The sequence below is a fragment of the Arthrobacter sp. 1088 genome, assembly GCF_031455315.1.
Classification (GTDB): Bacteria; Actinomycetota; Actinomycetes; order Actinomycetales; family Micrococcaceae; genus Arthrobacter.
In genome coordinates this window covers 41420-56070 of the sequence record NZ_JAVDSM010000004.1, presented here as the reverse complement: position 1 = coordinate 56070, position 14651 = coordinate 41420, and the positions used below count along the sequence as shown (strand labels likewise).

10 protein-coding genes are annotated in these 14651 nt (G+C 63.5%); 3 read left to right on the top strand and 7 right to left on the bottom strand.

Features of this window, described 5'->3' with window-relative positions:
• Nucleotides 1–442: 442 nt before the first annotated feature.
• The 5 genes from J2Y41_RS07125 to J2Y41_RS07105 form a co-directional block, all read right to left on the bottom strand.
• Nucleotides 443–2275 carry an ABC-F family ATP-binding cassette domain-containing protein gene (locus J2Y41_RS07125; protein ID WP_224166850.1) on the bottom strand — a complete coding sequence of 611 codons (1833 nt, stop codon included), beginning with the start codon at nt 2273–2275 and terminating at the stop codon, nt 443–445.
• A gap of 36 nt (nt 2276–2311) precedes the next feature.
• Nucleotides 2312–3304 (bottom strand): 4-(cytidine 5'-diphospho)-2-C-methyl-D-erythritol kinase, encoded by a 993-nt coding sequence (locus J2Y41_RS07120; protein WP_224091703.1) that lies wholly within the window; start codon nt 3302–3304, stop codon nt 2312–2314.
• Entirely contained in the window at nt 3301–4182 is an 882-nt protein-coding gene (rsmA, locus tag J2Y41_RS07115) for a 16S rRNA (adenine(1518)-N(6)/adenine(1519)-N(6))-dimethyltransferase RsmA (RefSeq protein WP_309927524.1), read from the bottom strand. The genes J2Y41_RS07120 and rsmA overlap by 4 nt, the downstream gene beginning before the upstream one ends.
• Before the next feature lie 26 nt (nt 4183–4208).
• Entirely contained in the window at nt 4209–5351 is a 1143-nt protein-coding gene (locus J2Y41_RS07110) for a transglycosylase family protein (protein WP_309927522.1), read from the bottom strand.
• A 295-nt stretch (nt 5352–5646) separates the two neighbouring features.
• Nucleotides 5647–6543, bottom strand: a complete 897-nt coding sequence (locus J2Y41_RS07105; RefSeq protein ID WP_224166847.1) for a TatD family hydrolase — start codon at nt 6541–6543, stop codon at nt 5647–5649.
• Between the two features lie 158 nt (nt 6544–6701).
• On the opposite strand from J2Y41_RS07105, the gene J2Y41_RS07100 reads away from it, so the two are divergent.
• Genes J2Y41_RS07100 through J2Y41_RS07090 form a run of 3 tightly spaced genes read left to right on the top strand, consistent with a single transcriptional unit; the run spans nt 6702 to nt 11854 of the window.
• Nucleotides 6702–7790, top strand: coding sequence for a MoxR family ATPase (locus J2Y41_RS07100; RefSeq protein ID WP_309927519.1), 1089 nt, complete (start codon nt 6702–6704; stop codon nt 7788–7790).
• A gap of 12 nt (nt 7791–7802) precedes the next feature.
• Nucleotides 7803–9353: a DUF58 domain-containing protein gene (locus J2Y41_RS07095; RefSeq protein WP_309927517.1), complete on the top strand. Its 1551-nt coding sequence runs from the start codon at nt 7803–7805 to the stop codon at nt 9351–9353.
• Nucleotides 9350–11854 carry a DUF3488 and DUF4129 domain-containing transglutaminase family protein gene (locus J2Y41_RS07090; RefSeq protein WP_396133484.1) on the top strand — a complete coding sequence of 835 codons (2505 nt, stop codon included), beginning with the start codon at nt 9350–9352 and terminating at the stop codon, nt 11852–11854. The genes J2Y41_RS07095 and J2Y41_RS07090 overlap by 4 nt, the downstream gene beginning before the upstream one ends.
• A 173-nt stretch (nt 11855–12027) precedes the next feature.
• Here the strand turns inward: J2Y41_RS07090 and J2Y41_RS07085 are convergent, their stop codons facing one another.
• Complete coding sequence (locus J2Y41_RS07085) at nt 12028–13509, bottom strand: NAD-dependent succinate-semialdehyde dehydrogenase (protein WP_223936356.1); 1482 nt, start codon at nt 13507–13509, stop codon at nt 12028–12030.
• 160 nt (nt 13510–13669) lie between these two features.
• Entirely contained in the window at nt 13670–14617 is a 948-nt protein-coding gene (gene rsmI, locus J2Y41_RS07080) for a 16S rRNA (cytidine(1402)-2'-O)-methyltransferase (protein WP_396133483.1), read from the bottom strand.
• Nucleotides 14618–14651: the final 34 nt, after the last annotated feature.

Sequence of the window (14651 nt, the reverse complement as noted above, 5' to 3'; positions counted from 1 at the left end):
GGATCCACCGTTGTCCAGACACTCCCGCCCGGGCGAGGGCAAGCCCTGCGGAAGTGATAGAGCAACGGCTAAAACGCTTCTGGACCTGAGAGAACGATCCGCAAATACCCGCTGAACGTGAGAGAACGTCCCGCAAAAGCCCGCTGGACCTGAGAGAACGTCCCGCAAAAGCCCGCTGGACCTGAGAGAACGTCCCGCAAAAGCCCGCTGGACCTGAGAGAACATCCCGCAGATACCCGCTGGATGTGAGAGAGCGTTGCAGCAGCGGCGGGCATCCGGAAGCGTGCGTCAAAGGCGAGGAACGAGCCAGCACGCGGAGGATGCGCGCCGCTGCGCCGCCGGCTGCCACTCGCCAGCCGCTGCGCCGCCAGCCGCCAGCCGCCACTCGCCAGCCGCTGCGCCGCCAGCCGCCACTCGCGACGGCAACACCGCTGGCCGCGCCCTATTCGCCGAGGATTTCGGCGGCCTCGAGCCACTCGAGCTCCAGGCCTTCTTTCTCCTCAAGGAGTTCCTGCAACTTGGCATTGAGTTCGCCCAGTGCGTCGAAGTCCCCGGAGTCGGACTTCGCGGCCATTTGGGTGTGAAGCTTTTCCTCCTGCTGGGCTATCTTGCCGAGCTGGCGGTCGATCCTGTTGAGGTCCTTGCGGGCTTCACGCTTTTCGGCTTCGCTGGCACCGGACGGAGCGGCACTCGACGACGTACCGCCACCCGCAGAAGTCGGCGCACCGGATCCGCCGCCAACAGCGCCGGAAGCAAGTGCCGCTTCACGCAGTTCCAGGTATTGGTCCACACCGCCGGGCAAGCCACGGAGTTTGCCATCGCCAAGGAGTGCCATCTGGTTGTCCGTGACGCGCTCAAGCAGGTACCTGTCGTGGCTCACGACAACCAGCGTTCCGGGCCAACCGTCCAGGACATCTTCGACGGCGGCCAGGGTGTCGGTATCGAGGTCGTTGGTGGGCTCGTCGAGCATCAGTACATTGGGCTCCCCTACCAGCAGGCGCAGGAGTTGGAGCCGGCGGCGCTCACCACCGGAGAGGTCCCTGACGGGTGTCCACTGCTTTTCCTTGGTGAATCCGAGCTGCTCTACGAGCTGGCCGGCGGTGAATTCCTTACCGCCTACGCTAAAGGACCGCTTTTCCCGCTCAATGACTTCAATGACGCGAAGGTCCGAGACGTCGTCGAGCTCCTTCACGTCCTGGGTGAGGACAGCCGTCACCACCGTCTTGCCGCGCTTGACCTTGCCGGAGGTGGGCTGGATTTCGCCGTTGAGGAGCTTGAGCAGCGTGGACTTGCCGGCCCCGTTGACGCCCACCAAGCCCAGCCGTTCGCCAGGTGCGAGCCGCAGGGTGATGTTGTCGAAGAGTTTCTGCCCGTCCGCTCCGTCAACAAAATCGAGGGTCACGTTCTCGAGGTCCAGCACGTCTTTGCCCAGCCGCGCGGTGGCCATCTTGCTGAGGGCTACGGAGTCGCGGGGATCCGGCACGTCGGCAATGAGGTCGTTGGCAGCTTCGATCCGGAACTTCGGCTTGGCAGTTCGTGCCGGCGCACCACGCCGGAGCCATGCCAGCTCCTTTTTGACGAGCTGCTGGCGTTTACCTTCGACGACGGCGGCCATCCGGTCCCGCTCGGCGCGAGCCAAAACGTAGGCAGCGTATCCGCCGTCGAACATGTCCACCATCGCGTCATGGACTTCCCAGGTGTAGTTGCAGACTTCATCAAGGAACCAGCGGTCGTGGGTGACCACCAGGAATGCGCCTTGGTTGGCGCGCCAGCGAGTCTTGAGGTGCTTGGCCAGCCAGGCCACGCCTTCGACGTCGAGGTGGTTGGTGGGTTCGTCCAGCATGATGACGTCGTGGTCTTCGATGAGGAGCTTGGCCAGCGCGACACGACGCTTTTGCCCACCGGAGAGTGCGTGCACGTTGGCGTGCCAGTCGACGTCACCAACCAGGCCGCCCATGACTTCGCGGATCTTGGGGTTGGCGGCCCATTCGTGGTCTGCGCGGTCGCCGACGATCGCTGCGCCGACTGTCAGGTCGCCGTCGAGCACGTCGCCTTGGTCGAGGTAGCCGACGTTGACGTCACCACGTTTGGTGACGCGGCCGGAGTCGGGCGTGGAGCGTAGGGCGAGCAAACGCATGAGGGTTGATTTTCCGTCACCGTTGCGGCCGACCATGCCGATGCGGTCGCCATCCTCCAAGCCGAGGGTGACGCCGTCGAGGACAGTGCGGGTCGCGAACGAAACGGTGAGGTTTTCGCCGCCGAGCAGGTGGGCCAATGGGTACTACTTTCTACTGCTGGAATGCGGGAGCTACTAAAGGAGGGTATCGGAGATGATCCGGGCGCCGGGCACGGGTCCGTGGACGGCAACCGCAGTGTGGCCTCGATGGGTCAGCTCTTCAGCGAGGACGCTGGCGGACACCGAGTCCCTGGCAAGCAGTGCGATGGTGGGCCCGGAGCCTGACACCATGCCTGCCAATGCGCCCCGGGCTTCGCCTAGCCCGATGGTGTCCCTCAACTGTGGGGCAAGCGCAATGGATGCCCGCTGGAGATCGTTGATCAGCACCCGGCTGAGCGCCTCGGGATCGCCGTGCCGCAGGGCCTGGAGGATGGTGGGGTCAACGTCAACGGGCTCCGGAATTTCCACGCCTTCGGAGTCGCGGAGTCCGTCCAGGGTGTGGAACACGTCAGGTGTGGAGAGCCCGTAGTCGGCAAATACCAGCACCCAGTCCATTTGTGCCTTTGCCAGTGCGGGCGACAATTTGTCGCCGACACCGAGTCCGACGGCGGTCCCGCCCAGCAGCGAGAACGGAACGTCTGCGCCCAACTCGGCTGCCAGGTGTGCGAGTTCCTCGCGGGAAAGGCCGCTGTTCCACAGGGCATCGCATGCGAGCAAGGTAGCGGCGGCGTCGGCGGAGCCCCCTCCCATACCTCCGGCGACAGGCACACGCTTGGTGATTTCAAGGTGGACGCCGGTTGGTTTCTCGGATAGCTCAGCCATGATGGCTGCCGCCTTGTAGGCCAGGTTGCGTTCGTCCAGGGGAATATCGACGCCGTCCAGGTCCAGGGTGCTGTTGGGGCTGATGCTGACGGTAATCCCTTCAGCCTCGGTGCTGGTGGCCGCCACTTCCTCGTACAGGGAAACGGCCAGGTAGACGCTTGCCACGGAGTGGTAGCCGTCGGGGCGCAGCGGACCAACACTTAGCGAGACGTTGATCTTCCCCGGCGCTTTGACCCGGACCGTCCTGGCATGGAAGCGATCGCCTACGTATGGCAGGCTGCTGGGTTTGCGGGTGTTCGGACTCATGCGTCCGCTGGGTGGCGGGCTTCGGCGATCCGGACGTAGGCAGAGATGTCCAGGACCTCGCCCCGGGCTGTGGGATCAACGCCTGCGGCGACCAGGCACCGTTCGGCCTCTGCGGCACTGCCTGCCCATCCGGCCAACGCCGCGCGGAGGGTCTTTCTACGCTGGGCAAAAGCGGCGTCGATGACAGCAAACACCTGTTCCCGGGTGGCGTGCGTGGCGGGTGGGTCATGGCGCGTAAAGGCAACGAGTCCGGAGTGGATTTTCGGAGCTGGCCAAAACACGTTCATGCCGATCACGCCGGCCTTGCGCATGTGCCCGTACCAGGCAGCTTTGACCGAGGGCACACCGTAGATCTTGCTGCCTGGAGTTGCTGCCAGGCGGTCCGCGACCTCGTCCTGGACCATGACCAGGCCGTGCTGCAGGCTCGGGAAGTGTTGCAGCAGGTGAAGCACCACGGGGACGGCCACGTTATACGGGAGGTTGGCCACCAGTGCTGTCGGTTGCACGGGCAGTTCCGTGACCCTCATGGCGTCCGAAAGGACCAGGTGGAAGTTGTCTTCAGCCTCGGGCCGCCATGCACGAACGGTCTCGGGGAGCTTCCCGGCGAGCACGGGATCAATCTCAACGGCCACAACAGTCTTGGCCGCATCCAGCAGCCCAAGCGTCAGGGAGCCAAGGCCCGGGCCCACCTCAAGCACGGTTTCGCCGGCGTCGATGTTGGCGGCTGATACAATCCTGCGGATCGTATTACCGTCAATGACAAAGTTCTGGCCCAACGTCTTGGTGGGGCGGACACCGATTTCCTCGGCTAACCGTCGGATGTCGGTGGCGCCCATCAAAGGCACGACGGCGGCGGGTTCGGAATTCGGTTCAGTCACCTAGGTATCGTATCGCCTGTGCGGGGTCACGCTGCGTGTGCGCAGCCCCAGTCGCTGAGGCCGTTCCTGGCGTAGAGGCGGTTGGCGATATCGATCTGCTGTGCTTTGGTGGCAAGGTTTGCAGTGGGGGCGTAGGCGCCGCCGCCATTGGCCAACCAGGTGGGGCTGGAGAACTGCAGCCCGCCGTAATAGCCGTTGCCGGTGTTGATGGACCAGTTTCCGCCGGACTCACACTGGGCGATCCTGTCCCACATAGCTTCGTTCGGGGCGCCGGTGGGACCACTGGAAGTGGCAGCCTTGGCAGCGACGGGGCGGGCCTTCGTTCCGACCATGATCTTTTCAGTGACGGGCTGGGTGGTTACATTGCTGGATACAAGGGTGCGGGAAGCTTCACGGCCATCCACCAAGACCAGCTTGAAGGTCTTCACGACGGAACCTGCGACGCCCTTTTGGGTCACTTTCTCGTCGCCTTTGTAGAGCTCGGCACTATCGGTGCTGACGCTGTCGAACGGTACTTCCTCAGTAGCTTCGGCGGTCTTGCTGGTGTCCACGCGGGAGACCTTAATCACCATGTCCTGGATGACCGGCGCATTTCCGGGCTGGGAGACGCGATCGCTGGCGCTCAGGGTGACTCCGGCGTCCTTCAGGACGCTGGCGACGTCGGGCGCCGTCGTGGTGGTGCTGGTGTCCTTGCCGTCAGCTACCAGGCTGATCGTCTTGGGTGTGGAGATGGAAACGAAGGAGCCTGTGACAGCCAGCGAGGCGTCCTTCGGCTGGGAGATTTCGGAGGAGCTCGCGACTCCCAGTTCACTCACGAGGCCGGCGACGTCCGGTGCGTTGGTGTTGACGGTCTTGCGGGCGCCGTCCAATTCGATGGAGACGGCTTTGGCGAGATTGATGTTGACCACCGAGCCGTTTTCCACTTGGGTATCAAGATCCGGTGAAACGCGGTCTGCGTCCTTCAGCTCGACCTTGGCTGCCTTGACCACTTGGTCAACGGTGCCGCCGAAGGTCTGGATGGAGCTTACCTTGCCGTCTACGTTCAGGGTGATTGTCTTGTTGTTGCCGACGAAGGCGACTACACCGACCACCAGCGCTGCAACAACCAGCAACTGGGCACCGACTTTGAGAAAGCTGAACTTGCCATCCGTTGTGAAGAACTTGATCACGATTGCCCATAACTCTCAGACCATCCGGGCACGGGGAAAAGCGCAAAAAATAATGCCAGCCGCAAAACTGAGGGGCCAGGCAAAAAAAGCCTGGTCCCACCCTCTGCTGCCGGCATCTGCGCCGCCAAATACATTCAACTAAAGAGCCCGGACGAATCCGGACCAGTTTTCCGAAGGCCTTCCCCGACCCCGGCTACTTGTTGTACACAGTAACCGATCTGTTATAAACGGACCAAGAATTCTACATACCGGGTATTCATCGCCGGCGGTGCCAGAGAGGTTCGAATGCCCCCGATCAGCCCCACGATCCGTAGGCATTTACCGTATTTTCAGCCAGCCTGGCGCAAAGTTCCGAAAGGTCATCTTCTGTCACTTCCGCCATCGAGCGAACTGTGTACGGCACCATGTAGCTCGCATTTGGCCGCCCACGGTACGGGTGTGGCGTGAGGAATGGCGAATCTGTTTCCACCAGGATCCGGCTGGGCTCCGCAATGGACAACGCTGCCCTCAGGTTGCCGGCATTCTTGAACGTCATGGTGCCCGCAAAGGACATGTACCAGCCGTTCTCATTGCAAATGCGTGCCAGCTCCTCATCACCGGAGAAGCAGTGGAAAACTACCCGCTCCGGGGCCCCTTCCTCCTTCAATACCTGCACTACGTCATCGTGGGCGTCGCGGTCGTGGATCTGCAGAGTGAGGCCTAGCCGCTTGGCGATGTCGATGTGCCTCCGGAAGGAGTACCGCTGATGGGCCAGCCCTTCACCGTGGGTTCGGAAGAAGTCCAACCCTGTTTCGCCGATGGCACGGATCCGCGGGTGGGCAGCCAGTTCCTCGATCTCTGCCAGCGCCGATTCCAGTTCACCCCGCCCCGCGTAGATGGGTGCGTCGTTGGGGTGGATGGCAACCGCTCCCAGCAAGCGGGCATCGGCCTGGACAGCTTGTACCGTGAAGCGCGACGATTCCAGGTCGCAGCCAACCTGGATCGCCCCTTGGACACCAACAGCTTCGGCGGCATCCATGGCGTCCGCAACGCCGACTTCGATCAAACCGTGCCGGAAGTCCAAGTGGGTGTGGTTGTCCATCACCGGGACGGGAAGCGGTTCCGGGGCCGGAGGGTACTCTTTGCGGGAATCCGAGGCTTCTGTTGCACCGGAGGACGCGCGGTAGGGAGCGGGGGCGAGGGAATTGCACATGTTCCCACCTTAATCGGACCGCGGTCCCCCGTGCTGCGGGACAAATTCCAGTTGGCACATAAATTCGCGGAGCACTATGTCAGGGACGGCCAAAGTCTGGGTAGTCTGGAACGGACAGACGGCCGACACCGGCGTTGGCCACGGCTGAAGGGCAATCCATGGAGTCCAAGCGACAAGTCACCGTTGAGCCTTCCCCACTCCAGGGCGAGGCGTACAGCGCGCTGCCCCGGGATGCCGCCTTGCTCAATGGACACAAGCCGCAGGTTATGGATGCTGAACGTTTCCACGATGCCAGCGAGCGCATCCTGGCATCCATCGGCAAGGTCATCGACGGCAAGGCGGACGCTGCGAAGCTGGCCCTGACAGTTCTCCTGGCCCAAGGCCACCTCCTGCTGGAGGATGTGCCCGGCGTTGGCAAGACCCTGTTGGCGAAGACATTGGCCCGAACCGTGGACTGCACGGTGTCCCGTATCCAGTTCACTCCGGATCTGTTGCCATCGGACGTGACGGGCGTGTCCATCTACAACCAGTCTTCGCGGCAGTTCGAGTTCCGGCCCGGTGCGGTGTTCGCGAACATCGTGATCGGCGACGAAATCAACCGCGCCTCGGCCAAGACCCAGTCCGCGCTCCTGGAGTGCATGGAAGAACACCAGGTGACGGTGGACGGGCATTCGTACCAGCTGGGATTGCCGTTCATGGTGGTGGCAACGCAGAATCCCATCGAAATGGAGGGCACTTATCCGCTGCCCGAAGCCCAGCGCGACCGCTTCATGGCCAGGATTTCCATGGGCTATCCGGATCGGGATGCCGAGATCGAGATGTTGGAAACGCATCAGGCGGCCTCTCCCCTGATCAGGGTAACCCCAGTGGTCACGGCAGCCGATGTGGCAGCCATGATTGCAGCCGTCCAGCAGGTCTACGTGTCCACGGCCATCAAGGAATACACCGTTGCCATTGGCCGTGCCACGCGTGAAAGTGCCCGCCTTCGACTCGGTGCCAGCCCGCGGTCCTTGCTGCAGTTGCTGCGCGCCGCGAAGGCTACGGCAGCTTTGGATGGACGCGATTTTGTCCTTCCCGACGATGTCGTGGACGTGGCCGAATCAGTACTCGCGCACCGCATCATCCTGGACCGCAAGGCTGCGAGTTCCGGCGACACGCCCCAAACAGTCCTGCGGGGCATCCTCGCTTCCCTCCCGGTTGCCCAGGAACCGCCTGGCGCGTGGCGCAGGGACAAACAAAGCGCATAGGAGACAGCGGGCATGGCACTCGTGGATAGGCTCCCAAAGCATTTGTTCACCAGCCGCGGATGGGGATTGCTCGCCGCCGGGGTGGCCTCGTTGGTCTGCGCCTACATTATGGGCAGACGTGATCTGCTGACTCTGGCCGTCTTTTTGTTGATCCTTCCGTTGGTTGCCCTGGCTGGTGTCCGGGTCTGGAAACCCAAGTTCCAGGTGTACCGGGAATTCAATCCCTCCACCGTGGAGACGTCCACCGCCACCACCGTTCGCCTGGCGGTCGCCCGATCCACGTTTTCCACCGGCCACGTGATCATGGAGGAGCAACTGCCTCCACGGTTCGGTGATCCGCCGGCTTTCCGCTTCCCGGCCCGGTCTGCAACAGGTGGCACCAGCCGCTACGAATACCATCTGCGATCCGGCAAGCGGGGACAGTTCCGCATAGGTCCTGTTACTGCCGAGTTCAGCGACCCGTTCGGCTTGTCGTTGCGGCGTCATGCCATCGACGACGGCGACCTCCTCACCGTGACGCCGGCCGCCGTCGAACTTCCCGTAACGGGACTCGCCGGGGCGCGTGGGAACGATGGCGTAACGGCCACCCGGATCAGGGCGAACCCCAGCGACGACGACATCATGACGCGCGAATACCGGCACGGCGATCCGATGCGGCGCGTCCACTGGCCCGCCACGGCGCGGCACGGACAGCTTATGGTCCGCCAGGAGGAATCGGTCACCACTCCGGAAGCCACCATCATCCTTGACCAACGATTCGCGGCCTTCGCCTCCGGCAGCGCCTCGGTTTTCAGCTCGCACGACGACGACTCGGACCTGGTGACCAGCCCGAATTTTGAGTGGGTTGTGACAGCGGCAATGTCCATCAGCGCGCACTTGGCCGAACGGAACTACTCGCTGCGCGTCCTGGACGCCTTCGGTAGCCCGGCCTTCATTCGCTCGCCGTCGGCACCGGATCCGGGCGTGGAAGAGTTCAGTGGCGTTGCCGGCCTTCATGCCATTGCCGAAGGTTTGGCCGCCATTGAGTTGAGCGGACCGAAGCACCACTGGGTTGACCACCACAGGGCTGAACATCACAGGGCCGGAGAAACTAGTCCGGGGCATGCCCGGCGCTCCCCCGAAACCACCGGTTCCGTGCCTAACCGCAGTGGGGCCTTGGAGGTGCCGGGCCAGGAAAGCGTTGATTCGGTCTTCGACGACCGCCTCATGGACAAGCTCGCTGCGCATCGTTTGCGCGGGCCGCTTCTTGCCTTGCTTGGCAATCTGACCCTTGCCGAGGCCAAAGCCCTTGCTCCGGCGGCCGGCTACGGTGCCAACGCCTTCGCGATAGTAGTCACGGACCCTCAAAGCAGCAACGAGTCCCGCAACCATGACTCCCGGAACCCGGACTTCCGAAACAAGGATGATGTCCTGGAAACCTTGAGGCAGGGCGGCTGGAAGGCTGTCTCCGTCACCTCGAAGACACCACTGACAGCGGCCTGGTCCGGCTTCGACGAAGGCGGCCTGCTGGTTGCTGCGAGCGCGGCAATGGACGTACGGCGCGGAGCGGCGGTGCCGCGATGACCGCAACGTCCCATCGTGGGTCCCCTGCAACATTCCAGCGGGGCGTTCCCCATCAGGGTGCCAGCGGAGACGGGCCCGCCCCCGCTTCACCTCAACAACGGCCGCAGGCTCCCGGCCTCTACCCGTGGATCATGGCTGGTTCCGTTGCCGTGGCCGTTCTTGGTGCGGCCATATCCCTGAATGGAGTGTTCAGGGGCTGGGCCTGGTTCATGCCGCTGATCACCACCGTTGTAGTGGTGGCCCTGACACTGGCCATCCTGCGGACCCTCCGGATCCAGCCCTTGGTTACCACGCTGGGTGCCTTGGCAGCATTGGCCGGCATACTCAGTTTCACGTTCTGCCGGCAGGACAGCTTCCTGGGCTTCATCCCTACCACCGGCACGTTTGCCGCGGTAGGCCGGCTCATCAAGCGGGCCGCCGAGACGGTTGTGTCCGAGAGCGCTCCGGTGGCCCCCAACGCGGGGATTGTCTTCGTCACGTGTGCGTGCCTGGGACTTCTGGTGATCCTGATCGATGCTTTGGCCGTCCCGCTATCGATGCCGGCGGCCAGTGGAATCGGACTCCTTGCGGTCATGGTGGTTCCTGCAACCATCAAGCCGCAAAGCGTAGGTGTCGCTGGATTCGTTGGGGCCACGGTGGGATATCTGCTCATTCTTGGTTGCAGCCATTGGTTCGCCCCTGACGCCAGGCTGCAGTCCGGAGCACCACGAAGTTCCGGCCAGATCAGGCGCTCCCTGGTGACGGGGGTGCTGGCACTGGGTTTGGCATTGGTTGTTCCGCTGGCCATTCCAGGGTTTGAAACAGGCACCTTTCCGCAAGGCTCGCGGTTGAGCCCCTGGGGTACCTCGAACGGCCTCAATCCGATGATCACGCTGGGTAACAGCCTTCGCAGTCCCACGGGGGCAGGACGCATCACGTACTCCACCAGTTCCAGCGCAGCCACCTACCTGAGGTCCGTCACCATTGACCACTTCGACGGCGAAACCTGGGCACCTGATGACCGCTCCGCCACACGGCGGGCCGGGGTGGACCGGATAGAGCCGGGTTACTCCATCCAGGGAGAAGTCGTGAATGCGGTGACGTCCATCAACGCGGGCTTGTTCACCAGCCCGTACTTACCGGCGCCGTTCGCCCCCGTGTCCGTTAACGGGCTGAACGGCCGTTGGACCTGGGATCCGGCCACCCTCAGCATCATGAGTACGGAGACGAGCACGCTGGCCCAACGCTATGTGGTCTTCTCGGCGGCACCCAAGATCAGTGCGCAGGCCCTGTCGCAGGCAACAGGTAAGCCAAAGTCCATTTCGGAGGACTTCCTCCGCGTTCCAGGGAACCTGCCAAGCATTGTTCGCCAGACGGCGGAGCAGGTCACGTCTTCGGCAGGCAACAACTACGCCAAGGCGCTGGCGATCCAGAAATACCTGCGTTCCAGTGAATTCACGTATTCCCTTCAAGCGCCGGTGCAAAACGGGTATGACGGCAACGGGTTGTCGGTGCTGGCGGACTTCCTGGCGGTCAAGAGCGGCTATTGCGTCCACTTCTCCTCCGCCATGGCGGTGATGGCCCGCGTGGAGGGCATCCCCAGCCGCATTGCGGTGGGATACGCACCCGGGCGGCTGACGGGCGAGACCGTGGCTTTGGTTGGCCAGGGATCGTTCCCTGAGTATGAGGTAGATGCCCGTGACGCGCACGCGTGGCCCGAGCTCTACTTCGAAGGACTGGGATGGGTGCCCTTTGAGCCGACTCCTTCCCGTGGGGTTGTTCCGGAATATGCCACCGAGTCCTCAGTCCCGGGCAGCCTGAGCACCAATGCTGACGAGAAGGACGTTCCAGGCACCGCCGTGACGCCTCCGCCCACCACCGTTCCGCTGCCGGGAGGCGACGCGCAAACTGCCGGCTCTGCGCCACGTGACCCGCTGCCAACGGTTATTGCCACGATTGCGGCAGTGCTGTTGCTCGCTGCTTTCCTTGGCTCGCCGAGGCTGAGCAGGGTAGTCGTGCGACGCCGCCGGCTCAATCCCAAGGAACCAGCGGATCGTGGATCGCCTGACGCTTACCACGACTCTGCAGCCCTCGCATGGGCAGAGTTGCGGGACCTCGCCACTGACTATGGTGTACCGTCCACTCCCAGTGAAACGCCAAGGCACTTTTCGTCCCGGCTCCGTTCAAGTTCCATTCTGGGTGAGGCCGGGGGTCTCGACGACGCCGCACATGCCGCCGTCGCTTCACTCACCACGGACTTCGAACGGCAACGTTATGGTCGCCCGATGGAGGCAGCCTCGCCGGCTGCTGCCAGGATCGCTGTTGTTCGTGACTCGTTACGGAACAATGCCAACTGGCTGGTTCGCTTCCGTGCCAACTGGCTGCCGCCGTCGCTCATGCGCCGCTGGTTCCACGCACTCGGTGCCCCCTCCCGCGCTGTGGGGTCCTTGTTCCGACGAACGGGGCAAGGGATTGCCAGATCATGGCGCGCGCTCAGGGGACTTCTCCCGCAACGCCGCTAAGACCGCGATCCCACGTGGGAACAGCAAAGGGCCCGACTCCGGAACTTATGGCTCCGGGGTCGGGCCCTCTGCTTGTCTCTACCGTTCTTGTTGCGAGAGCGGTGGACGGAACCCCTGGACTGGTCGGGGTACGGGACTCAGCCAGGGTACGGGACTCAGTCGGGGTACAGGACCTAGTCGGCGTACGGGTCGGCGATACCTACGTACTGGGTGTAGAGGTACTCTTCGATGCCTTCGGAGCCGCCTTCGCGGCCCAGGCCGGACTGCTTGACGCCACCGAACGGTGCAGCGGCGTTGGAGATGACACCGGCGTTGAGGCCGAGCATGCCGGTCTCAAGCTTCTCGCTGACCCGCAGGCCCCGGTTGAGGTCCTTGGTGAAGACGTAGGCAACCAGGCCGTATTCGGTGTTGTTGGCCAGGCGGATGGCGTCGTCTTCGGTGGAGAACGTGACGATTGGGGCCACGGGTCCGAAGATTTCTTCCTGGAGAATGCGGGAGTCGGCGGCGACGTTCTTCAGCACAGTGGGCTGGTAGAAGTAGCCGGGACCGTCGACGGCGGCACCACCGGTGACTGCTGTTGCACCTCCTGCTACGGCTTCAGTGACGAGGGCGTGCACGCCGTCGCGGGCCTTGCCGTCGATCAGCGGACCAACCTTGGACTCCGGCTCGGTACCGCGGGCTGTGGTGAGGGAACCAATCTTCGCGGCGAACTTCTCGGCGAAGGAGTCGGCGATGGACTCGTGCACGATGAAGCGGTTTGCTGCGGTGCAGGCCTCGCCCATGTTGCGCATCTTGGCCGCGATGGCACCTTCAACGGCCTTGTCCAGGTCAGCATCCTCGAAGACGACGAACGGTGCGTTGCCGCCAAGTTCCATGGACGTGCGCAGGACCTTGTCCGCGGCTTCACGGATCAGTGCCTGGCCAACCGGGGTGGAGCCGGTGAAGGAGATCTTGCGGAGGCGGTCATCCTTGATCAGCGGTCCGGTGACAGCACCGGCCGTGGAGGTCTGGATGACGTTCAGGACACCTGCGGGAAGGCCGGCTTCCTGCATCACCTGCGCGAAGAGCAGGCTTGTCAGCGGGGTGAGGTTGGCGGGCTTGAGCACCATGGTGCAGCCAGCGGCGACGGCCGGGGCTACCTTGCGGGTGGCCATGGCCAGCGGGAAGTTCCACGGCGTGATGAGCAGGCAGGGTCCAACCGGCTTCTTCTGAACGAGCAGGCGGTTCTTGCCGTCCGGTGCTGCGGAATAGCGGCCCGAAACACGGACGGCTTCCTCGGAGAACCAGCGCAGGAATTCGGCGCCATAGGTGACCTCGCCGCGGGCTTCGGCCAGGGGCTTGCCCATTTCGAGGGTCATCAGCAGCGCGAAGTCTTCGGCGCGCTCGGTGACCAGTTCGAAGGCACGGCGCAGGATCTCACCGCGTTCGCGCGGTGCCGTGCGTGCCCAGTCAGCCTGGGCGGCAGCAGCGGCGTCCAGGGCCGCGGCACCGTCTTCAGCACCGGCGTCGGAGATGCTGAGCAGGACCTTGCCCGTAGCCGGGTCCTCAACATCAAAAGTCTTTCCGGATCCCGCCGGACGCCACTGACCGTTGATCAGCAGGCCGGTGGGGACGGAAGCCAGCAGTTCGCTTTCGCGTTCAACCGTTACAGTCATGGCGACTCCTTCGTCTTGGGTGCATTGGAGGGTTGCACCACTAGGGTTCCTTGCCAGAATTGGCTTGAATTACTGCCACGGTACTGCCATGCAAGAAGCAGTGTCTACGCCTTCACGCACTGCCATGCGCCCGCCAAATTGTGCACCTGCACAGGGATGATCAGCGTGCTGCAAGCACCGCCGAATACAGCTCCCGCTTGCTGATACGGGCGTCATCCGCCACGGCGGCGACGGCTTCCTTCAACCGGATTCCCTGGGAGATGAGCTCGTTCACGGCAGCTACATGGTCTTCCGGCTTGCCGGGAGCCTGCTCGGGAGCGCCACCCACAACCACGGCAATTTCGCCGCGGACTTCATTGTTTTCTGCCCACTCCAGGAGTTCGCGCAGTGTTCCGCGGATGACTTCCTCGTAGGTCTTGGTCAATTCCCGGCAAACAGCCACCCGGCGTTCCGGTCCGAAGCGCTCGTGCAGCGCCCGAAGCATCACTTCAAGCCGGTGCGGAGCCTCAAAGAAAACCATGGTGCGGCGCTCGTCAGCCAAGTCCGCCAGGCGGGAATTCCGCTCCCCCGACTTCCGTGGCAGGAAGCCTTCGAAGCAAAACCGGTCTGTGGGCAGTCCGGAAAGCGCAAGGGCCGTCAGCACGGCGGAAGGTCCCGGCACGGCAGTGACGGTCAGGCCCGCGGCAACGGCTCCCTCCACTAAACGGAATCCAGGGTCTGAAACCGCCGGCATCCCGGCGTCGCTGACCATCAGGATGGTCTTGCCGGCCCGCACATACTCAAGCAGTTCACCGGTCTTGGCTACCTCGTTGTGTTCGTGATAGCTGATGACGCGCCCGGACACCTCCACGCCCAAGGCCTGGACCAGACGATGCAGGCGACGGGTGTCCTCGGCTGCGACGATGTCCGAGGTCGCCAGGAGTTCGATCAAGCGGGAGGATGCATCGCCCACGTTGCCGATGGGAGTGGCGGCAAGCACAATCCTGCCGCTTGCCGTGGTTGCGCCCGTGTCGGCACCGGCTTCGGGTTCCTGGGCCGCGTCCGGTTCATCAACCGCCGATGCATCATCAAAGGGGGCTTCGTCCGGGGTGCTGTGTTGTTCGTCCACCTGCCAAGCCTAATGCCGCGCGCACTTCAACGCC

What these genes read in the sequence shown, in the direction of transcription:
- J2Y41_RS07095 (WP_309927517.1), top strand. Translation starts at nt 7,803, where the DNA reads ATGGCACTCGTGGATAGGCTCCCAAAGCATTTGTTCACCAGCCGCGGA.
- J2Y41_RS07090 (WP_396133484.1), top strand. Translation starts at nt 9,350, where the DNA reads ATGACCGCAACGTCCCATCGTGGGTCCCCTGCAACATTCCAGCGGGGC.
- J2Y41_RS07120 (WP_224091703.1), bottom strand. Translation starts at nt 3,304, where the DNA reads ATGAGTCCGAACACCCGCAAACCCAGCAGCCTGCCATACGTAGGCGAT.
- J2Y41_RS07105 (WP_224166847.1), bottom strand. Translation starts at nt 6,543, where the DNA reads ATGTGCAATTCCCTCGCCCCCGCTCCCTACCGCGCGTCCTCCGGTGCA.
- J2Y41_RS07100 (WP_309927519.1), top strand. Translation starts at nt 6,702, where the DNA reads ATGGAGTCCAAGCGACAAGTCACCGTTGAGCCTTCCCCACTCCAGGGC.
- J2Y41_RS07085 (WP_223936356.1), bottom strand. Translation starts at nt 13,509, where the DNA reads ATGACTGTAACGGTTGAACGCGAAAGCGAACTGCTGGCTTCCGTCCCC.